General features: G+C 70.2%; 13 protein-coding genes. 6 read left to right on the top strand and 7 right to left on the bottom strand.

From position 1 onward, the window contains the following. Window positions 1-275: 275 nt before the first annotated feature. Window positions 276-1,703 (bottom strand): S1 family peptidase, encoded by a 1,428-nt coding sequence (locus IEY89_RS03275; RefSeq protein ID WP_189145724.1) that lies wholly within the window; start codon window positions 1,701-1,703, stop codon window positions 276-278. A 1,019-nt stretch (window positions 1,704-2,722) separates the two neighbouring features. Between IEY89_RS03275 and IEY89_RS03280 the strand changes: the two genes are divergently transcribed. The 6 genes from IEY89_RS03280 to IEY89_RS03305 all read left to right on the top strand — a co-directional run bounded on the left by IEY89_RS03280 (window position 2,723) and on the right by IEY89_RS03305 (window position 11,318). Next, window positions 2,723-2,941, top strand: coding sequence for a type A2 lantipeptide (locus IEY89_RS03280; RefSeq protein ID WP_164413585.1), 219 nt, complete (start codon window positions 2,723-2,725; stop codon window positions 2,939-2,941). Between the two features lie 132 nt (window positions 2,942-3,073). Beyond that, window positions 3,074-3,880 carry an HlyD family efflux transporter periplasmic adaptor subunit gene (locus IEY89_RS03285; protein ID WP_189145725.1) on the top strand — a complete coding sequence of 269 codons (807 nt, stop codon included), beginning with the start codon at window positions 3,074-3,076 and terminating at the stop codon, window positions 3,878-3,880. Further along, the gene (locus IEY89_RS03290) at window positions 3,877-6,099 is read left to right on the top strand and encodes an NHLP family bacteriocin export ABC transporter peptidase/permease/ATPase subunit (protein ID WP_189145726.1); all 2,223 of its coding nucleotides are present in this window, start codon (window positions 3,877-3,879) and stop codon (window positions 6,097-6,099) included. The genes IEY89_RS03285 and IEY89_RS03290 overlap by 4 nt, the downstream gene beginning before the upstream one ends. Before the next feature lies 1 nt (window position 6,100). Further along, the gene (locus tag IEY89_RS03295; RefSeq protein WP_189145727.1) at window positions 6,101-8,917 is read left to right on the top strand and encodes an NHLP bacteriocin export ABC transporter permease/ATPase subunit; all 2,817 of its coding nucleotides are present in this window, start codon (window positions 6,101-6,103) and stop codon (window positions 8,915-8,917) included. A gap of 231 nt (window positions 8,918-9,148) precedes the next feature. Further along, complete coding sequence (locus IEY89_RS03300; RefSeq protein ID WP_189145728.1) at window positions 9,149-10,660, top strand: MFS transporter; 1,512 nt, start codon at window positions 9,149-9,151, stop codon at window positions 10,658-10,660. Window positions 10,661-10,889: 229 nt separating this feature from the next. Beyond that, window positions 10,890-11,318, top strand: coding sequence for an STAS domain-containing protein (locus tag IEY89_RS03305; RefSeq protein ID WP_189145729.1), 429 nt, complete (start codon window positions 10,890-10,892; stop codon window positions 11,316-11,318). 162 nt (window positions 11,319-11,480) lie between these two features. On the opposite strand, the gene IEY89_RS03310 is transcribed toward IEY89_RS03305, so the two are convergent. From IEY89_RS03310 to IEY89_RS03335, 6 genes are all read right to left on the bottom strand, one after another. Beyond that, window positions 11,481-11,915 (bottom strand): protease inhibitor, encoded by a 435-nt coding sequence (locus tag IEY89_RS03310; RefSeq protein WP_189145730.1) that lies wholly within the window; start codon window positions 11,913-11,915, stop codon window positions 11,481-11,483. A 369-nt stretch (window positions 11,916-12,284) separates the two neighbouring features. After that, on the bottom strand, window positions 12,285-13,943 hold the full coding sequence (locus tag IEY89_RS03315) for an RICIN domain-containing protein (protein WP_189145731.1): 1,659 nt from the start codon (window positions 13,941-13,943) through the stop codon (window positions 12,285-12,287). Window positions 13,944-14,460: 517 nt separating this feature from the next. Beyond that, window positions 14,461-14,838: a toxin Doc gene (locus IEY89_RS03320; RefSeq protein WP_189145732.1), complete on the bottom strand. Its 378-nt coding sequence runs from the start codon at window positions 14,836-14,838 to the stop codon at window positions 14,461-14,463. 3 nt (window positions 14,839-14,841) lie between these two features. Continuing rightward, window positions 14,842-15,087, bottom strand: a complete 246-nt coding sequence (locus IEY89_RS03325; protein ID WP_189145733.1) for a hypothetical protein — start codon at window positions 15,085-15,087, stop codon at window positions 14,842-14,844. A 91-nt stretch (window positions 15,088-15,178) separates the two neighbouring features. Continuing rightward, window positions 15,179-17,422, bottom strand: coding sequence for a glycoside hydrolase family 9 protein (locus tag IEY89_RS03330; protein ID WP_189145734.1), 2,244 nt, complete (start codon window positions 17,420-17,422; stop codon window positions 15,179-15,181). Between the two features lie 360 nt (window positions 17,423-17,782). After that, window positions 17,783-20,875, bottom strand: coding sequence for a glycoside hydrolase family 2 TIM barrel-domain containing protein (locus tag IEY89_RS03335; protein ID WP_189145735.1), 3,093 nt, complete (start codon window positions 20,873-20,875; stop codon window positions 17,783-17,785). Between the last annotated feature and the right edge of the window lie 62 nt (window positions 20,876-20,937).

Genomic DNA, 20,937 nt, shown 5'->3' on the forward strand with positions numbered 1-20,937 from the left:
CTCCGCCGGATCGACCCGAACACGCACCGCGGTGGCCCTGGATCTGCGTGCCGGGCAACTCGATGGAACGGGCCGTGGGGGCGGCTTGCCGGCGTCTGCGCGCGTGCCGGGTCGGATCATCCCGAACCCCCGGCACGCGCATGTGCACTGCTGGCCGCAGCCCTGCTGCACGTCCACCTGTTCCGCCCGACAGCCCCGGATACGCGGAACGGTCCGGCCCTCCCGCCGGAGGGCCGGACCGTGTCAGTGGCGGCCGGTACTACTGGTGTGGCCGGTCAGTGGTTCTCGTTGTTCTCCAGGCCGGTGCCGTCGTCCGCGCCGTTGCCGGTCTGGTCGTCGACGCCGCCGAGTTCGTCGCCGCCGACCTCTTCACCGAGTCCGGCCTCTTCGCCCGCACCGGCTTCCTCACCAGCGCCGGCTTCCTCACCAGCGCCGGCCTCTTCACCTGCGCCGGCTTCCTCGCCGGCACCGGCCTCTTCGCCCGCGCCGGCCTCTTCACCGGCACCGGCCTCTTCACCTGCGCCCGCTTCCTCACCGGCACCGGCCTCTTCGCCGGCGCCCGCACCCGCGTCGCCCGCACCCGCGTCGCCCGCGCCGAGGGTCGCGCCGACGGCCTCCAGGGCCGTGGTGACCGGCTGGAAGAAGGTCTCGCCGCCGACCGTGCAGTCACCGCTGCCGCCGGAGGTCAGGCCGATCGCGCCGCCGTCCTGGGTGAACATCGAGCCGCCGCTGTCGCCGGGCTCCGCACAGACGTTGGTCTGGATGAGGCCGGTGACCGTGCCCTCGGGGTAGTTCACGGTGGCGTCGAGGCCGGTGACCTCGCCGTCGGCGAGGCCCGTCGTGGAGCCCATGCGGAAGACCTGCTGGCCGACCTCGGCCTCGGCAGCCTGGAGGATGTCGACGGTCTGGCCGTCGCCGACGTCGACGGTGCTGGCCGCCACGGTCGCCGGGTCGTTGTACTTCACGAGTGCGAAGTCGCCGTCGCCCGGGAAGGTGGCCGCCTCGACCGTGGCGATGGGTTCGCCGCCCTCGGCGTCCGACCACTCGGCCTCGGCGACACCGCAGTGACCGGCGGTCAGGAAGCCGGGCGTGCCGTCTCCGGTCACGACGTTGAAGCCGAGGGAGCAGCGGGCACCGCCGCCGAAGATGGCGTCGCCGCCCTCCACGAACGTCTTGAAGGTGCCCTCGGTCTTCTTGATGGTCGCCATGCCCGTGCCGAGGCTCTTGACGGTCGACTCGATCGTGTCCCAGTTGGCGCCGGTGACCGTGCTGTCGGCGGTGACCTGGATCTTGTTGGTGCGGGGGTCGAGGGCCCAGGCGGTGCCCGGGATGGTCGCCTCGGCCTTCAGCGTCTGCGCGCCGGCCTTCAGCTCGGCGATGCTGTTGTCGACCTCGCGAACAGCGGCACCGGCCTTCTGGGCCTGGACGATGACGTTGTTGTTGTCGCCCGCGACGACGTTGACGATCAGCTGCTGCTTGTCGGCCTCGTAGTAGGAGCCCGCGAAGGCATCCCCCAGCAACTGCTGCAGCCGCGAGGCCAGATCCGAGGCATCCGTCGCCTTCAGGGTCTTCGGAGCCGCGCCGTCCGCAGCGTCGGTCTGGGACGCCATGGCGTTGGGCAGCAGCAGAGCCGCCGCTCCGAGCGCCGCGACACTGCCCACCGCTATCGCGGCCTTACGCTTCGGAACTCGCTTGTGACTCAACTTCTTGACCTCCTGCGGGGCGGGGTCTTAGCCGCCGATCGTTCATCGGCGACCGACTGGGGCGCCTGGATGGCTGTAGGTACGGACGGGTTGCTCGGGGCGTTCAAATTCTTTGCCAACTCCCTTTGCGAAAAAGCGAATCGGCCATTGCCAGGGCACGACCGACGGCCGCCGGGAACAAGCACCCATATGACGATGACGCCCACCGAAGTGGACAAGATCCTTCCGCCGGGTTCGCGTCCCTGTCCCCCTGTCCCGGCCTGTCGGTGGAAGAGCTCGGCAGGCACCTCGCGCTGCCGCGAAATCCCTGGTCGACACAGCGCCGGGGCAGGCCCTGACGGCCGCCCCGAACACCTCGACCGCGGTCGCGGTACCGGCGGCGCCCGCAACCTCCGGCCCGGTGACGACCGTCCGGTGGTCCACGACATTTCAGTGCGCGGCGGCCGGATCGGATGTCCTGATCGAGGCGGTGGCCACGGCCCGCGCAAGCACGGCGCCCGCGCCCGATGGATCCGCTTCGGACCACAGGAAATGCACAGAAAGGAACTTTCCGTAATCGCCTCATGGCGTTGTGTCGGTCAAACCGATACGAATCCCGGCTTCAGGGAATCTGCACATCGAATACTCAGTCAGGTCACCGCATACGACGGTTCCGCACATCCCCTCGTTACACGGCACGCCATTGGTGGCGGACTGTCCGATTCCGCCATGCACCGATGACCCACGTGCGCGCCCGGCCGCAAGGGCCGAAGTGCACCGAAGCCGTGCGGCATGTGAAGAAGTCGCCGCCACGGCGTGCGCACACCCTCACGGTGTGACGCCCGGGGGACTCAAATGCCCTGGTGGGGCGGTTGGTTGATTGGAAGCGCGCTGTGCGGCCGTGCTTTGATCCATCGCATCGCAGGGGCCGCTGAGGTTCCGGAAACGAGCCTGGGTGGCCCTGCGGTCGCGGCCGTCGTCTGTCCCCAGAGGGGGCCGCTCCCCCCTTGTGAAATCCCCCTATGAAGGGAAGTTCCATCATGAACTCCACCCCCCAGGTTGAGACCGCCGAGCTGTCGGACGCCGCTCTCGACGCCGTCTCCGGCGGTCTGTCCCTGAACGCCGTCGGCACCGTCACGAACCTGGTGGACAGCGCTGCCCCCGGCGTGCTTCCGCTGGTCGGCACGGTCACCGGCACGGTCGAGGGCCTCACCGGCCTGAACACCGGTGCGGTCACCGGCCTGGTCGCCGGTCTCTGATCGACGCCCTGCGCCGCTGAGTCCCGGAACCGTTTCCCGGTTCCGGGACTCTCGGGTGTCACAAACCACCGGCCCTTCCAGGCAGGTCTTCTCAGGTTCTTACAGGTCTTCTTACGCAGGTGAGGAAAGCCCGTGCAGTTCCGCCAACAGGCCCTCGCCAAGCTTCAGTCGGCCGAAGAGCTGGACCTCCCGGTGCGCTTCGCACGCCCTCAGGGCTGGCTGGTCCTCGCCGTCACGGTCGTTGTCATGGCCGCCGCGTCCGTGTGGGCGGTCACGGGATCCGTCTCGTCCACGGTCAGCGCGCCCGCCATCCTCACGCACGGGGAGGGCAGTTACGTCCTGCAGAGCCCTGTCTCGGGCCAGATCACCGCTGTCCTCGCCGAGGAGGGCACCCGGCTGCCCGCCAACTCCCCTGTGCTGAAGGTCCGTACGGCCTCCGGAGAGTCGATCGTCCGCTCGGTCGCCGCGGGCCGGCTCACCGCGCTCGCCGCCACGATCGGCCAGATCGTCGGCACGGGCACGAACATCGCGGCCATCGAGAAGGTCGCCCGCGCGAGCGACCCGCTGTACGCGACGGTGTACGTACCGGCCGGGAGCGCCGCCACGATTCCCGCGAACGCGGCCGTCGACCTGACCGTCCAGACCGCGCCCACCCAGCAGTACGGGGTACTGCGCGGCCATGTGGAGTCGGTGGACCGGGCCGCCCAGACGCAACAGCAGATCGCCGCGTTCCTCGGTGACAGCCAGTTGGGCGAGCAGTTCACCAAGGATGGCCGGCCGGTCGCCGTCCTGGTGAAGCTGGACAGGTCGTCGGCCACGAAGAGCGGTTACAGGTGGTCCTCCGCCGAGGGGCCGCCGTTCGCGCTCACCTCCATGACCCTGGCCTCGGGCTCGATCCGGCTGACCGACCAGCGTCCCGTCGATTGGCTGCTGCCGTGAGTGCCGCGAAGAACTCCCGGGCCAAGCGCCGCTCGTCCCCGCCCGGACGCTCGGTCCCGAAGGGCAGCGGCAGGTCCGTACGCACGCCGACGGTTCTCCAGATGGAGGCCGTGGAGTGCGGCGCGGCCTCGCTCGCCATGGTCCTCGGGCACTTCGGGCGGCACATCCCCCTCGAAGAGCTGCGCATCGCCTGCGGTGTCTCCCGGGACGGTTCGCGGGCGAGCAACCTCCTCAAAGCGGCCCGGAGTTACGGTCTGACGGCCAAGGGCATGCAGATGGACACGGCCGCGCTCGCCGAGGTGAACGCGCCCGCGATCCTGTTCTGGGAGTTCAACCACTATGTCGTCCTCGACGGCATGGGCCGCCGCTTCGGCCGGCGCGGGGTGTACATCAACGACCCCGGCAAAGGGCGTCGGTTCGTGCCGATGGAGGACTTCGACTCCGGTTTCACCGGTGTCGTCCTCGTCATGGAGCCGGGCCCGGACTTCGAGCGGGGCGGACGCAAGCCGGGTGTCCTGGGCGCCATGCCGGCCCGGTTGCGCGGTACTTCGGGCACGATGCCCGCCGCGATCCTGGCGAGTCTGCTCCTGGTGGCGGTGGGCGCCGCGATGCCGGCGCTCAGCCGCACCTACATCGACACGTTCCTGATCGGTGGCCAGACCTCGATGCTGGAGGTGCTGTTCACGTCGATGGGCGCGTGCGTGGCACTGACGCTCGTGCTGACCTGGCTGCAACAGGCGAACCTGTTGCACGGCCGCATGATCTCCTCGACGCTGAGCAGCGCCCGCTTCCTGCGCCATCTGCTCCGCCTCCCGGTCACCTTCTTCTCCCAGCGCAGCCCGGCCGACCTGGTCCAGCGGCTCCAGTCGAACGACGCGGTGTCCGAGACGCTGGCCCGCGACCTCGCGGCGGCCGGCGTCGACGCGGTCGTCGTCGTGCTGTACGCGGTGCTCCTCTATACGTACGACCCGCAGTTGACGGCCGTCGGCATCGGAGTCGCGTTGCTCAACATCGTGGCCATGCGGGTGGTGATCCGGTTGCGCGCGACCCGTACCGCGAAACTGCGCGCGGACAACGCCCGGTTGACCAACACCGCCTACTCCGGGCTCCAGTTGATCGAGACGATGAAGGCGACCGGCGGTGAGGAGGGCTACTTCCGCAAGTGGGCCGGGCAGCACGCGACCACGCTGGAGGAGCAGCAGCGGCTGGGAGTGCCGAGCGCCTGGCTGGGGGTGGTCGCTCCGACGCTGGCGACGCTGAACAGCGCGCTGATCCTGTGGATCGGCGGGATGCGGGCCGTCGAGGGCCATATATCCGTGGGTCTGCTGGTGGCCTTCCAGGCACTGGTCGTACGCTTCACCGCCCCCCTCACCCGGCTCAACGGTGTGGCGGGCCGGATCCAGGACTTCGCGGCGGACGTGGCCCGGCTCAAGGACGTCGAGAACTTCCAGGCGGATCCGCTGTACGCCCGTCCGGGCGGTGGCGACTCGACGCGCCGGCTGCACGGCCATGTCGAGCTGCAGAACATCACCTTCGGCTACAGCCCGCTCGACAAGCCGCTGCTGTCCGGCTTCGACCTGACCGTCGGACCGGGACAGCAGGTGGCGCTGGTGGGTGGCTCCGGCAGCGGCAAGTCGACTGTCTCCAGGCTGATTTCGGGCCTGTACGTGCCATGGGAGGGCGTCATCCGTATCGACGGGCAGCGTCTGGAGGACATTCCGCGCGGCGCGCTGGCGGCCTCGGTGTCCTTCGTCGACCAGGACGTGTTCCTCTTCGAGGGCAGCGTCCGCGACAACGTGGCGCTGTGGGACCCGTCGATCCCGGACGAGTCGGTGGTGGCGGCCCTTGAGGACGCGGCGCTGTACGACGTCATCACACGCCGGCCGGGCGGGATCCACAGCCGGGTCGAGCAGGACGGACGGAACTTCTCCGGCGGCCAGCGCCAACGCCTGGAGATCGCGAGGGCGTTGGTGCGCAACCCCAGCATCCTCGTCCTCGACGAGGTGACCAGCGCGCTGGACGCGGAGACCGAGCAGACGGTGATCGACAACCTGCGCAAGCGCGGCTGTGCCTGTGTGGTGATCGCCCACCGGCTCTCCACCGTGCGCGACAGCGACGAGATCGTCGTGCTCCAGCACGGCACGATCGTGGAACGCGGGCGGCACGACGTCCTGGTGGCGGCCGGCGGGGCGTACGCCGAGCTGGTCAGGGAGCGATGAGATGAGAGCCGTCCACGAGGGTGATGTCGTCCTGAGCGCGCTCGGGCAGATGGGGACGCGTTTCGACCTGGCCGGGCAGGGCCGTCTCGACCTCGAAGGCCCGCAGGTGCTGTGGCTGGTCGCGTCCGGCGCGCTCGACCTGTACGCGGTGGACGCCGTGGAGCAGGGCCAGTGGCATCACATCGGCCGGCTGGAGGCGGGCGCCCTGCTGCTCGGCCCGGTCACCGGACCGGACCACACGCTGGTCGCCCGCCCGGTGCGCGACTGCGTGGTCCACCGCATCGGCCTGCGCGAGCTGTACCGGTCGCCGGGCACGGAGACCTGGTCGTACGACGAGTACGGCAACGCGCAGTACGTGCCCCCGGCGACCAGCCCGCTGGAGTACGCCCTCGCCCTGGGCGTCGGACGAGGGCTGTCCGTCCTCTTCCAGGCGCCGATGGCCTCGGAGCGGGCCGCCGCGCCGACCGACGACGACGTGTTCTGGATGCAGGTCCCGCCGGGCAGCGTGCAGTACGGGTCGCTGTACGGGGCGGAGGCCGCCGCCGATCTGCTGATGGACCCCGGGGTCTGGCAGGGCATGGTCGACCAGCAGTACCGACTGCTCGCCACCCTCGACCGGTGGATCGAGCAGCTGGAACGCGGCCACGAGACCCGTACGGCGGCCGGTATCAGGGCGGGCGAGGCCGTCCGTGCCCAGGCCGACCGGACGCTGCTGGCGTCGATCGGCAGGCCCGCGGCGAAGCGCACGACCACTGCCGACGCCGATGCCACGTACGCGGCCTGCGAGCTCGTCTCCGAGGCGGCCGGGATCACGCTCGCCGAGCCCGCGCAGAGCGGCACCGAGAGCGAGCGTCTCGACCCGGTCGAACGGATCGCGCTGGCCTCCCGCGTCCGCACCCGGGCCGTCCGGCTCGACGGGCGGTGGTGGCACGACAACGTCGGCCCGCTGATCGGCCATCGGAGTCTGTCGGGCGCACCGGTCGCGCTGCTGTGGCGACGCGGCGGCTACGTGGCCGTACAGCCCTCCTCGGGACGCGAGACACCGGTGGAGAAGGCGAACGCGGCGGAGTTCGAGGAGCGGGCGGTGATGTTCTACCGTCCGCTGCCCGAACGCGGGATGAGTCCGCTGCGACTGCTCCGGTTCAGCATGGGCGGCAGCCGGGGCGATGTGGTGAACCTGCTGCTGAGCAGCCTGGTGACGATCGCCATCGGCGCGTTGGTGCCCGTCGCCACCGGCAAGGTGCTCGGCGAGTTCGTGCCCAAGGCGCAGACCACGCTGATCGTGCAGTTCTGTCTGGCGGTGATGATCAGCAGTGTGGTGGCGGCGGCGTTCACGCTGCTGCAGAACCTCACCCTGCTCCGGATGGAGGGCCGGATCGAGGCGACGCTCCAACCGGCCGTCTGGGACCGGCTGTTGCGGCTGCCGACGAAGTTCTTCACCGAGCGCTCGACCGGCGAGCTGGCCAGTGCGGCGATGGGCATCAGCGCGATTCGCAAGCTGCTGGCGGGAGTTGCCCCCGTCGTCACGCAGTCGGTCACGGTCGCGGCGATGAACCTGGGCCTGCTCCTCTGGTACAGCGTGCCGATGGCGCTGGCGGCCGTCGGCATGCTCGTGGTGATCGCCGCCGTGTTCCTGGGGCTCGGGCTGTGGCAGGTGCGCTGGCAGCGGCGGCTCATCGTGCTCTCCAACAAGCTGAACAACCAGGCCTTCCAGACCCTGCGCGGTCTGCCCAAGCTGCGGGTCGCGGCGGCCGAGAACTACGCCTACGCGGCCTGGGCGGGCGAGTTCGCGCGCAGCCGCGAGCTGCAGCAGAGAGTCGGCCGCATCAAGAACCTCACCACCGTGCTGGGGGCGGTGTACCTGCCGGTCTGCACCCTGCTGATGTTCATGCTGCTCGCGGGTCCGGCACGCGGTGAGATGTCCGCGGCGGCCTTCCTCACCTTCAACACCTCGGTGACGATGCTCCTGACCTCGGTCACCCAGCTGACCGGCGCCTTCGTCTCCGGCGTGGCCGCGCTCCCGCTGTACGAGGAGATCAAGCCGGTGCTGGAGGCGAGCCCGGAGGTCCGCGTCGCGAGCACCCGGCCGGGCGTGCTGACCGGCGCGATCGAGGCCCGCCGCCTTTCCTTCCGCTACGCGGACGACGGCCCGCTCGTCCTGGACGACGTGTCCTTCCAGGTGCGGGCGGGCGAGTTCGTGGCGATCGTCGGCCCCAGCGGCTGCGGCAAGTCGACGCTGCTGCGCCTGCTGATCGGCTTCGACAGACCGGTCGCGGGCAGTGTGCTGTACGACGGCCAGGACCTGGGCGCCCTCGACCAGTCGGCCGTACGCCGTCAGTGCGGTGTCGTCCTCCAGCACGCCCAGCCGATGACGGGCTCGATCCTGGACGTCATCTGCGGCACCGAGCCGTACACACCGGAGGAGGCGATGGCCGCCGCCGAGATGGCGGGCCTGGCCGAGGACATCAGGCGGATGCCGATGGGCCTGCACACCATCGTCCAGGGCAGTGGCGCGATCTCCGGCGGCCAGCGACAGCGGCTGATGATCGCGCAGGCGCTGATCCGCAGGCCGCGCATCCTCTTCTTCGACGAGGCGACCAGCGCCCTGGACAACGAGACGCAGCGCACGGTCATCGAGAGCACCCGCGCGCTGAACGCCACCCGGATCGTGATCGCCCACCGTCTGTCCACGGTGCTGGACGCGGACCGGGTGATCGTGATGGAGGACGGCAAGGTCGCCCAGCAGGGTCCCCCGGCTGACCTGCTGGCGGACAGGGGCGGACGGCTGCACGAACTGGTGCGACGGCAGCTGGCGTAGGAAAGGCCAGGTGGACGCCCTCTTCAGCCTGCCGCTGGGCACGCCCACACCCGGTCACTAACGACACTTTACCGTTTCGATACTTTGCCGTTTCGATGGAAGTGGTCTAATCTCAAGTGGTCGAGAGTACGAAACCGTTTCGTTTACATGCTCGTAACCTCCGGTCTCCTTCGCTTTCCGTCACCACTCGTCGCCCCGCGCCACGGGCGACCCTCCCTGGAGTGTGCTCACATGCCGCAATCCCTCACCGATGACGCCCCGAAGGGCGTCACGCACGACACGGACAAGGGGTCCGCCGCGCCGAACGCGAAGCGGTGGTGGATCCTCGCGATCATCGGCATAGCGCAGTTGATGGTCGTCCTCGACGCCACCATCGTGAACATCGCGCTCCCCTCCGCACAGGCCGACCTCGGCTTCTCCGACGGCAGCCGGCAGTGGGTCGTCACCGCGTACGCGCTGGCATTCGCCTCCCTGCTGCTGCTCGGCGGCCGGATCGCCGACCTGTTCGGCCGCAAGCCCGCCTTCCTCATCGGCGTCGCCGGATTCGCCGGCGCCTCCGTCCTCGGCGGCGCCGCCAACGGCTTCGAGATGCTCGTCATCGCCCGGGCACTCCAGGGCGTCTTCGGCGCGCTGCTCGCGCCCGCCGCCCTCTCGCTCCTCAACACGACCTTCACCGACGCGCGTGAGCGTGCCCGCGCGTTCAGCGTGTACGGCGCCATCGCCGGCGCCGGCGGCGCCGTGGGCCTGCTGCTCGGCGGTCTGCTGACCGACGCGCTCGACTGGCGCTGGACGCTGTACGTGAACGTGATCTTCGCCGTCGTCGCCTTCGTGGGCGGCTGGATGCTGCTGAGCAACCACCGTGACGCCGCCAACTCCAAGATCGACGTGCCGGGCACGGTGCTGGTCTCCACCGGCCTCTTCTCCGTCGTCTACGGCTTCTCCAACGCCGAGACGCACGACTGGAGTTCGCCGCAGACCTGGGGCTTCCTGACGGCGGGCGTACTGCTCCTCGCGGCGTTCGCCCGGTGGCAGACCCGCGCCAAGCACCCGCTGCTGCCGATGCGCGTCCTGCTGGACCGTGACCGCGCGGCCTCGTTCCTCACGGTGCTCATCTCCGGCGCGGCGATGTTCGGCGTCTTCCTCTTCCTCACCTACTACCTGCAGCTGAACCTCGGCTTCAGCCCGACCAAGACCGGCCTGGCCTTCATGCCGATGATGGCCGCCCTGATGGTCGCGGCCCAGGTGTCCACCACCATGCTCGTGCCCCGCTTCGGGCCCAAAATCATCATCCCGGCGGGCTTCGCCCTCGGTGCGGTCGGCATGGCCTGGCTGACGGGTATCGGCGTCGGCTCGTCCTTCAGCACCGCCGTGCTCCCGCAACTGCTGGTGATCGGCGCGGGCATGGGCGCCATCATGCCGCCCGCGATGCAGCTGGCCACCAGCGGGATCGGCGCCGAGGACGCGGGAGTGGCCTCCGCAACGGTCAACACCATGCAGCAGGTGGGCGGTTCGATCGGCACGGCACTGCTGAGCACGCTCGCCGCGAGCGCCGCGACCACTTACCTGTCGGGCCGGAACGCGGCCGACAAGCTGGTCCAGGCCCAGTCGACGATCGAGAGCTACACCACCGCCTTCTGGTGGTCGGCGGGCTTCTTCGCCGCGGGCGCCCTGATCACCTTCCTGCTGTACCGCCCCGGCGTCCCGGTCCAGGACGAGAACGCCGCACCGGTCGTCCACATGTGACCCACCCGGCTCGCCGAGGCCGAGGGGCCGCCGTCCGCAGGGAGACGGCGGCCCCTCCGGCTGTCACGCCACCCCGGGATGGGTGCACAGTGCATGGAATGTCAATAAGTACAGCCATAATTCACCTTGTCGAGTGAACTAGATCTTGCGTGCGGCGTGTCGGGGATGGTCCGGCCCCAGGCGGGGTAGCTACCGAGATCGAATGCGCCCCCGCCGAGGTGGAGCAGCCATGACACCGGAAGCCGAAGACCGCACCCCCGGGCCGCCCGAGCGCACGGCCTCGGACTCGTCCGGAGCCCTGCCGCCGACGGCCAACCCGTATGCCCGTACGTACACGAGCGGGCTGTTCACCGTGGTCGAGGTCTCCGGCGAGATCGATCTCGCGACCGCGGGTTTCCTGGCCGAGCATCTCGACGCCGCGACCTCCCGGGCCGGCCCCGACGCCCTGGTCGACCTCCGGCACGTCGGCTTCTTCGACTGCTCCGGCCTGCGCGAACTGTGCCGGGCCGACACCCGGGCCCGCGAGCGCGGCGGACGGCTGCGCGTGGTCTCCGACGCGCCCCGGCTGCACCGTCTGCTGCGCGCCGCGCGTCTGCTCCACCGGTTCCCGCCCCTCGCCCGCATCCCGGGGTCGGAGTCGGAGTCGGAGCCGGAGTAAGGAAACCGTTCCGTCTCTCCGTACACACGGAATGGGCCGGCCGGTGGCCCCACACCACCGACCGGCCCTGCTGCGAGGTCGCGCGGTATCCCGCGACACAGGGCTCGCACTCCCCATCCGCGTGCGCCCCGTATTGCTCACGGAAGCGCGCGACCCCGGTCTCTAGAACGTGAAGACGGCCGTCCCGTAGGTGTTCTTCACGCACTCGTTCGCGAAAGTCCGCTCATAGGCGACCCGCTGGCCCTGCCACACACCCTCGACGGTGACGACAACGGGGTCGTACTGCTTGGTGCACTTCACGTCACCCTTCGGCGCCAGCAGGTCGAAGTCCCCGTCGGCAGCGCGGAGTTCGGCGCAGGCCTGGGACGCCGCCGGGTGCGTGCCCGAGGCCGTCGGAGCACAGGACAGGGTGACGGCACGCTCGGGGGTGACGGCAGCCGCCGCATCACCGTGCCCCGTGGTCAGCACCAGGGCCGAGGGTGCGTAGAGCCCGGCGGGGGCGGAGCCCGGGGCGGCGACGGCAGCCCCGGAGAGGGGGGCGCAGACGGCGGTGGCCGTCAGGGTCAGAGTCGCTGCCCAGCGCGCGGTGTTCGGCATTGTGTGCATCCTTCCGCTCAGTTCGACGATGCGAATCGAAGGTCCAACGGTCCGCATGGGTGCTCGATCCCGGCCGGTCGGGCCGGATCGGCGAGCGTGAGTCTGCCGAGTCCGGCGCCGAAACTCATCTCGACCCCACGCGTTTCGGTAACCTTGCGTATTGAATCAGTGGCGCGAAGTTACGTTATTCGAACGCGTGAAGCCCGTAACTGGGCGGCCGTTGATCGCTCGGGACGACCGAGTGGCTGGATCCACCTGCTTTTTTAATCGGCCTGAAACATTCCGGTTCGGCTCCGTACGGACTCCCGGGCGACCTCATGTGTTCATCGAGCCGCGCGGGAACGGGCGTCGGCCGGGACGGGCGGACCGCTACCTCCGGTCCGCCTCGACCTGGGCCGCCCTGCCCGGGGGGCCGCCTATCGACAGGGACTCGGGGCTGGCGGTGCCCCTGTCTGTGAGCCAGCGTTGGTCCGCGGAGCCGTCTCGGACCTTCACGACCACGTCCGTGTCCGGGTCGTCGGAGGCGGGGGCGACGGCGAGGCCCTCCTCCCAGCGGGGCAGCAACTCACCCCGCGCGGTGAGGTCGTAGCGGACGTCGTCACCTCGCTCGGCGGACGCGGCGGCACAGCGGCCGAGGATGACGACACCGGCGTCGGCATGCGAGTCCAGGCACAGCTCGGGGTTGGCGACACTGCGCAACAGGCCGTCGTCCTCGTACGTCCACATCTGGGTCCACGCGGTCGAGCAGGACCCCAGCCTGACGACGGCGCCGGCCGTGGCCCTGCCGCCCCGGACGTCGAGGCAGCGGTCGGCGGTGACGTTGCGCAGCCGGGTCTGCCGGGTGCCTGTCGGGCTGTTGCCCGTCGCGGGCGGCGAGGAGGACACCGCGGGCGGGGTCGGCGAGGCGTCGGGTCGCACGCCGCGTCCGCCGGTCGCGCTGGAGGAGGCGGTCGGGTCGGCACCGCTGCCGTCCTTCGGCCACAGTCCGCTGCCGAGTACGACCGCGAGGACGACTATCGATGCCAGGCCCACGCTGGTGAGCAGGGTTCTCCGGTCGCGGGTTCCGCCCGTGACCGGGCGGCGCGGGGAAGGAATCCGTGCGAGCAGACGCCCCAGGCGGGCCTCCCGGCCGCCGCCGCCCTCGCCACCGCTGCGGTGCCGGGCACGGCCCCGCGCCTGCGTGCCGCCCTGACCGCGCCCCGGGCGCGAGTCGAGATAGCGCCGGGCGCCCCAGCCGAGCACCGCCTCGGCGAGCAACGTGCCGAGTCCGCCCTCGAAGTGGCTCAACTGCTCGGCGGCGTAACGGCAGTAGCGGCACTCCAGCAGGTGCTGCTGGACATCGGGCAGCAGCGCGCCGCCGCGCCGGATGGGCACGTCGAGGAGACGGTTGTAGAACCGGCATTCCTTGGACGGCGCGAGTTCCCGGTGGGCGCGTACACAACCCTCGCGGAATTGTTCACGGGCCTGCTCCAGCGACGCCGCCGCCATATTCGTGTCCATGCCAAGAAGGGCGGCGGGGACATTCATCGGCTCGGCCTCGACCTCTATGTGCCACAGCAGACACTGGGCCAGTCCGGGAAGGGTCTGGAACGAACGCTCCGCGAGCTTTCGGTTCTCCGCCGTCATGGACTTCGCCGCGCGCATTCCGCGACCGCCCGCCGGTTTCATCAGGTCCGGCAGCACATCGGATATGCGGTCGTCGGCCGACCAGTCCCTGACGGTGTCACGCACGGCCACGAGGAACCGGGGGCGCAGCGCGACGGCCGACTCGGCCCGCATCACCCGCTCCAGTACCTGGTGGAAGGCGGCGGCGGTGACCATGGAGGCGGTCCGGGCCGAGGTGGCGAGGCAGATGGCCGCGTACTCGTGGGTCGCCTGCCAGTGCCGCGCCGTCAGCAGGGCGACAGCCGGACCGGTCTCGCCCTCCGGCCTGCCTCTGAGCTGGGCGGCGAGACTCTCGTCCGATTCCCCCTGCACCCCACCGGAGTACGGGGGGTAGGACGGACGCGGGGGGCGGGAGTGGGGCACTGAGCGGTTTCCTTCCCACACACGGACGACTCGCAGAGGCTCCGGGGAAACGACTCGGACGAGCCGCGAAGCGCGAGGACCGACGGCTTTGCGTCCCCCGCCCCCGGTCCCGACCATGGCGCTGGACCACCATCGGATCACCACCGGCGAATCGCGTCCGGCCACTCCCCCTGCACAGGTAGTTCACCTTTGCACAAGTCACTCATGGCCAACAAGGCACCTGGGCGACATCCATTCATTGAAGAAAAGTCAGCAACAGCGGAAACTTCCGACGCTCGTGCCTTCCTTCGACGCTTTCTCCGCGCCCCGTGTGAATCGCTCGCACGCGCCGGTGCCCCACGCACGCTCCCGGCGCGTGCGGCGGTGCAGTCCACTGGAAGCGGCCCTTCTCGAAGGCCCCGCGCGGAAAGGCGGCTCTCCCGCGCGAAACGGCCGCCGACCCCGTTCCTCCCGCCCTCGGTCGGCGGCCCCGAGGGCGGGCCCAGCCCGACCTCCGGGCCGCGCTGCCCGGATCGGTTCAGATCTGCCAGGAGCGCAGCCGGTCGGCCGCGGCGTAGACGTCGACCTTTCCCGAGATCAGATCGCGGGCGAGGTCGACGAGGGCGCCGTAGGGCGGATCGATGCCGACATCGCTGACGAACATGTACGCCACGGCGGTGGCACAGGCGAAGCGGGCGTTGGCCGACGGCAGCGGCTTGAGCAGCGCGAGGGTGTGCAGCAGCGCGGCGGCCCGCCAGGCCGGGTCGGAGTCCACGCCGAGGCGCGGCGGGTCGACCCGGTGGCGAGCCACGGCGGCCACCAGTGCGGAGAAGTCGTTGACCGTGGGCTGGTCCGGCAGAACCTCTTCGTGGCGCTGGAGCAGCCACGGCACGTCGATATGGATGACGGAAGCCATCGGTCAGGCGGCCCGTCCCCGGCCCGGCGCGACCGGTTCGTCCTCGGGGAACGCGGCGGCGAACTCGTCGGCGTGGGCCGCGAAGAACCGCCGGAACGCCTCCGCGCCCTCCTGCAGGGCCCGGTGGCGGGCGATGTCTGCCGCCGCCGCCTCACGCACGAGGGCCTTCATCGACGTACCGCGCTCCTTGGCTATCTGCCGCAGGTCCTCTAGCTCGCGGTCACTGAACTCCACGTTGAGAGCTGGCATGCCCCCACGGTACCGCGCCGGTACTTACCCGTAAATATCACCAGGTCAGACGGGTAAGGCAGAGGTACCGAGGGGGCGAGGAACAGTCCGGCTAACCCTGGTCGGCCACGAAGGACGCCATCCGGGCCAGGGCCGCGTTCCAGTTGATCGTGTGTTCGTTCGTCGACCAGGACTGGATGTCGTCGATGTAGCAGAACTGGCCGACGCAGCCCTGGAGTTTGCTCTGTGCGTAGGGGTCCTGGATGCTCGAGTTGGGGCCTCCGGAGAGCGTGCCGTCCGGCGGGCCGGGCAGGCTCGGGTCGAGCTGCTTGGCGTACCAACGGCTGTGCTGCTGATGCGAGTTGACCTCGCCGTAACCCGTCACGTACGACATGTTCAGCGCGTTGCGGCCGAAGAGGTAGTCCATGCTCTGGAGCGCGCCGTCCCGGTACTTGGAGGCGCCGCTGATGTCGTACGCGGTGGCGACGACAACGGCGTTGTTGAGGATCTGGGCGTTGGAACCCCAGTCGTACACGTTGGCGTCGGGGGCGTAGGGCATGCCGTACGGCTGTGCAGCCAGCGTGGTCAGATAGCGGTCGGCGCCCTTGAGCACGGACTGGCGGACCTTGTCCCGGCCGGGCAGCCGGTTCGGGACGGTCGCCAGGTCGAGTCGGCCGGCCGCGGCGGTCCTGGCCCAGTCGAAGCCGAGGGGCACGAAGATGTCGGCCGTGTGGATCGGCGAGTTCAGGATGTACCGCTCGAACGCCTTCTCACCGGTGGTGAGATACAGCTCGGCGGCGGCCCAGTAGAACTCGTCCCGCGCGTCGGTGTCGTTGTAGGCACCGCCACCGGTCGCGTCGTTCGGGTCGGCGTGGACCTCGGGGTGGGCGAGGGCTGCCGTCCAGGCCTTGCGCGCCACGGCGAGGGCACGCGTGGCGAACGCGCGGTCGTAGGGCCGGTACAGCCGGGCCGCCTGCGCCGCCGTGGCCGCCAGGTTCAGGGTGGCCTCGGTGGTCGGCGGATGCAGCTCGCGCTTCTGCGGGTCGTCGCTGGGCAGCAGCGGCAGCCCGGTCCACCGTTCGTCGTGCATCTTGTGGTGCGCCATACCGGCCAGCGGCTGCCCGTCGGGCACCTGCATCCTCAGCAGGAAGTCCAGCTCCCAGCGGGCCTCGTCCAGGACGTCCGGCACCTTGTTGCCGCTCTCCGGGATGGCGAGCGTGCCGTCACCGAGCTTGTCCCGCTGCCCCGTACGGGCGTGCAGGGCGCGCTCGTACGTGCTCAGCAGCTCCCACGTGGAGATACCGCCGTTGACGACGTACTTGCCGTGATCGCCGGCGTCGTACCAGCCGCCGGTGACGTCGAGGGTGTAGTCGCACACGCCCGGCTGGCACGGCACGGCGGAGTCGCCCTGGTTCGGCGCCACGTCGACATGGCCGGCGGGGCGGGCGTAGCCGGGGCGCAGATCGTCGCGGATCGCGGTGCCGCTGCGCTGCGTGTAGTAGTACTTCAGCGAGTCCCGCCGCAGCCGGTCGTAGGCGCTCGCGTCGATGTCGAAGGGACGGCTCGTCTCACCGTCGGCGACCAGCGTGAGACCGGTGACGCGCTTGCGGTAGGAGCCGAAGTCGATCGAGTGGACGTTCTGCCCGGAGGAGGCGTCGGTGCCGCGCGGCACGGTTCTGCCGTGGGCCACCGTCTTCCCGTCGGCCTTCTTCAGCTGCCAGGGCAGGGGCTGCGTGGCATCGGTGACCAGCGTGGCGTTCTTCGGCCCCGCGGGCAGATAGGCGACCTGGTTGACCCGCACCCGGGGTCCGGTGTCGGGTTCGTACACCTCGGGCGGTACCCCGCCCACCAGCGACACGTCGTCCATGCAGAACCGGAAGGGGTCGGCGCTGCCGCCGAGCTGGAAACCGACCTGGCCCTGGGCTGTGTCCGCGGGTGCGGTGAACGTGTACGTGTAGGCGTCGCCCGACACGCTCAGCTGGGGACTGACCTCGAAGTAGGTGTCGTACGGGGACACCGACAGGCCGACGATCGCGCGGACGACGTGTCCTGCGGGCGTGCCCACCGCCTTGAAGGTGAAGCGGTACGACTCGCCCTTGACGAGGGTGATGTCGTTCTGGCCGACGGCGGCGTCCCAGCGGTTGGTGGTGCCCCCGGGTACGTCCGCGCAGAGGCCTCCGTCGGCGAGGCCGGCGGTGACGTTGCTGGTCGTCCACCAGGGGGCGGTGGTGGTGTCGAAGGTGCCGTTCTTGACCTGTTCGATCTCCTCGGCACCTGCCGGGCCGGCGGGGAGGGCGGTGAGTGCAGCCGCCAGGAGGGCTGTCACCGTGAACAGGGTCGTTCTGCGTCGTTTCACGTCTGGAGCTCCTCGGGTGAGGGTGGGGGCGCGGCTGCCGGAAGACCGGCGCTTGCCGTGGGAGCGCTCCCAGATGCGGACGTCGCCATGTTGTGCGAGGTCGTACGGCGCGTCAACGGTGCGGACCGTACTGGGCTCAGGTACGTGGTGCTCGCCCCCGCCGCCCTTACCCGTCCCATCCTCGGGGGCGCTGCCCCCCGAACTGCCGCTCCTCAAACGCCGGAGAGGCTGAAATAGCAGAACGGGCCGGCATTTCCAGCCCGTCCGGCGATTGAGGACGAGGCCCTTTCAGGGCCGAAAGCGGGGGTCTGGGGGCGCAGCCCACAGGGACCGGACGGGTAAGAGCGGCGGGGACGAAAATCAGCCTGCCGGTGCCTCCAGACGACTGATCCGCACCGCGCCCCGCTCCTCCCCCGGGTGTCGGCTCGTCAGGTCCAGGCGCAGCCCGGTGCCCCGTACCGCCGCGAAGGAGATCACGGTGAGCGCGTCGGAGCCGTCGGCCCACTGGACGGTCGCGTCCGGCACCCGCACGTACCGGCCGCCGTCCCGCACCGACACCGCGACCGACGCGGGCTGGCTGTGTGCCGCGTCCACCGTGAAGGCGACCTCGACACGGGTGAAGTCGCGGGCCCGCCCCCAGTCGACCGAGACCCAGTCCTCGGCGCGGGCGCCGCTGAACGCGGGCAGCAGCGCGGTCGGCGACTTGTAGAACCCGTTGGACCAGCCGGTGCCCGGCGCACCGTCGAGCATCGCGGCGGGCAGGGTGTCCGGGCGTCCGGAGTAACTGGCGTCCGCCCGGGGGTAGGCGGGGGCTCCCGGACCCGGGTCGGGCGTGAAGAGCGCGGCCGGGGTCAGCGCCTCGTCGTGGGCGGGCGTCGTACGGACCACGACCGTGCCCGCGCGCAACCCCGCCGACCGGGCCGTGACCTTCAGCCGACCGGCCGCCGTGCCCGCCCGGACGACGGCAAGCGCCTTGCCGTGGAAGGCGGTTCGGGTGCTCGCCTGATAGCGCTCGGCACTCTCCTCGCGCCCGTTGTCGAGACCGGCCAGGGAGCCGCCGTCGGCCTCGAAGGCGAGCAGGTGCTCGGCTCCGGGCACGACCACACCCCGGGCGTCGACGACGTCGGCGGTCACGAAGCACAGCGAACGGCCGTCGGCCGCGAGGGACGTGCGATCCGCGGTGAGGCGTATCGCGTGCGCCGGGCCCGCCGTCCGCAGGACGTCCGTCGCCACGACCCGGCCGTTCTGCCGGGCCACCGCCTTCAACTCGCCTGGCTCGTACGGCACATGCCAGGTCAGGTGGAGCTTGCCCGCGCTGCCGTTCGGGCTGGTGTAACTGCCGGGCCAGGGGCCAGAGGTGACCGTCTTGTCGTCGCCGGTGGCCTCCGTGGTCTCCAGGTAGGCGCGACCGTCGACCGTCTTCTTCGTGTCGAACCGCCTTGTGCCGAGCGGCTTTCCGTTGAGGAACAGTTCCACCGTGTCGACGTTGGCGTAGGCCCAGACCTCGACCGTGTCACCCGGTTCGTGGTTCCAGGTCATCGGGAGCAGATGGACCATGGGCTCGCTCGTCCACTGACTGCGAAACAGGTGGTACATGTCCTTGGGGAAGCCCGCCGTGTCGACCGCGCCGAAGAAGGACGCCTTCACCGGGAACACGTCGTACGGGGTCGGCTCGCCGATGTAGTCGATGCCCGACCACAGGAACTCGCCCGCGAACCACTTGCGGTCCCGGTCCTTCTTCAGGCCGTACTCACCGCTCATCGTCCAGGAGGCGAGGTTGTTGTCGTACGACGAGACCGCGCGCCGGCCAGGGGTGTGGTTCTCACCGGTGTTGAGGTGTTCCGGCTCCTGGTAGGTGGCCCGCGTGGAGGTCTCGGAGGAGGACTCCGACTCGAACAGGAACAGGTGGGGATAGCGCGCGTGCAGGGCGTCCACCGAGGCCGCGGTGTTGTAGTTGAGGCCGAGGCCGTCGAGCTTGGCCAGCATCAGATCGGCCGCGGAGCCCTTGGCGGGCGGGGTGCGGTACTTGTCGGAGCCGATGACGAGCGGGCGGGTGTCGTCGGCCGCACTGATCGCGCCGATGATCCGGTCGGCCATGGCGAGGCCGGCGGTCTGGGTTGAGTCGGTGATCTCGTTGCCGATCGACCACAGCAGCACGGCGGGCGAGTTGCGGGCCGCGAGCACCATCTCGGTGACGTCCCGCTCGCACCACTCGTCGAAGAACCGGCCGTAGTCGTAGCGGTTCTTGGGGCTGCGCCAGCAGTCGAAGGCCTCCACCAGCATCACGATGCCCAGTTCCTCGCAGACCTGGATCATCTCCGGCGAGGGCGGGTTGTGGGAGGTGCGGAAGGCGTTGACGCCCATCGACTTCATGATGGTCATCTGCCGGCGGACCGCGTCGATGCTGACGGCCGCCCCGAGGGCACCCAGATCGTGGTGGAGGTCGACTCCCTTGATCTTGTGATGGACGCCGTTGAGCTGGAAGCCCTCGTCCGGATCGAAGCGGAAGCTACGGACGCCGAAGGTGGTGCGGTAGGTGTCGACGGTCGTACCGCCGACGCGCAGTTCGGTCTTCAGGGTGTAGCGGTGCGGGGCCGCGATATCCCACAACTTCGGCTCGGGGACGCTGAGTTCATGGGTCTCGGGCAACCGGTCGGTGACGTTGACCGTGGAGGCCGTACGGGCGACCGTACGGCCTCCGGGATCGACAATCCGGGAAACGACCTCGACCTCGGCGGCGGTGCCCGACGCGTTCACCACGGAGGTCCGCACCCGGACGAGGGCACGCTCCCCGGTGATCTCCGGGGTGGTGACATACGTACCCCAGCGCTCCACGTGCACCGGTTCGGTGACGACCAGGCGGGCCTCGCGGTAGATACCGCTGCCCGAGTACCAGCGGCTGCTGGGCAGCCGGTTCTGCACTTTGACCGCGAGCACGTTCTCGGTGGTGCCGTCGGTGTGCACGAGGCCGGTGAGATCGCATGCGAACCCGGAGTAGCCGTAGGGGTGGCGGCCGACCTCCGTGCCGTTGCAGTGGATGTACGAGTCCATGTAGACGCCGTCGAACTCCACCGAGATCCGCTTGCCCGCGAGCGCGGGCGGGAGCGTGAAGGCGAGGCGGTACCAGCCGAGGCCGCCGGGGAAGAACCCGGTGCCGCTGGTGGTGCCGTTGTCGGTGGTCGGGGTGAGCTCGATGCTCCAGTCGTGGGGCACGGCGACCGTCCGCCACGCCGAGTCGTCGTAGGCGGGGTCCGGGGCGTTCGCGTAGGCGCCCGTGGGGTCGCTGATCCCGCCCGGGTTGACCAGCGCGAAGCGCCAGCCGTCCCGCAGCGGGACGGTTCGGCGGCCGGCCCTTCCGGTGGCGGCCCGCGCGTCGGCCGCGGTGCCCAGCAGGACTCCGGCCGCGGGGCCGGACGTACCGGCGACCAACACCGATCTGCGAGTGACCGTCATGGCTGCTCTCCCTCATCAGGGCCCAGAAGTACTCACAACTGATCGTTAACAAACAGATTCTG

The organism is Streptomyces lacrimifluminis (genome assembly GCF_014646095.1).
Lineage (GTDB): Bacteria > Actinomycetota > Actinomycetes > Streptomycetales > Streptomycetaceae > Streptomyces > Streptomyces lacrimifluminis.

What these genes read in the sequence shown, in the direction of transcription:
- IEY89_RS03280 (WP_164413585.1), top strand. Translation starts at nt 2,723, where the DNA reads ATGAACTCCACCCCCCAGGTTGAGACCGCCGAGCTGTCGGACGCCGCT.
- IEY89_RS03295 (WP_189145727.1), top strand. Translation starts at nt 6,101, where the DNA reads ATGAGAGCCGTCCACGAGGGTGATGTCGTCCTGAGCGCGCTCGGGCAG.
- IEY89_RS03300 (WP_189145728.1), top strand. Translation starts at nt 9,149, where the DNA reads ATGCCGCAATCCCTCACCGATGACGCCCCGAAGGGCGTCACGCACGAC.
- IEY89_RS03305 (WP_189145729.1), top strand. Translation starts at nt 10,890, where the DNA reads ATGACACCGGAAGCCGAAGACCGCACCCCCGGGCCGCCCGAGCGCACG.
- IEY89_RS03310 (WP_189145730.1), bottom strand. Translation starts at nt 11,915, where the DNA reads ATGCCGAACACCGCGCGCTGGGCAGCGACTCTGACCCTGACGGCCACC.
- IEY89_RS03320 (WP_189145732.1), bottom strand. Translation starts at nt 14,838, where the DNA reads ATGGCTTCCGTCATCCATATCGACGTGCCGTGGCTGCTCCAGCGCCAC.
- IEY89_RS03325 (WP_189145733.1), bottom strand. Translation starts at nt 15,087, where the DNA reads ATGCCAGCTCTCAACGTGGAGTTCAGTGACCGCGAGCTAGAGGACCTG.
- IEY89_RS03335 (WP_189145735.1), bottom strand. Translation starts at nt 20,875, where the DNA reads ATGACGGTCACTCGCAGATCGGTGTTGGTCGCCGGTACGTCCGGCCCC.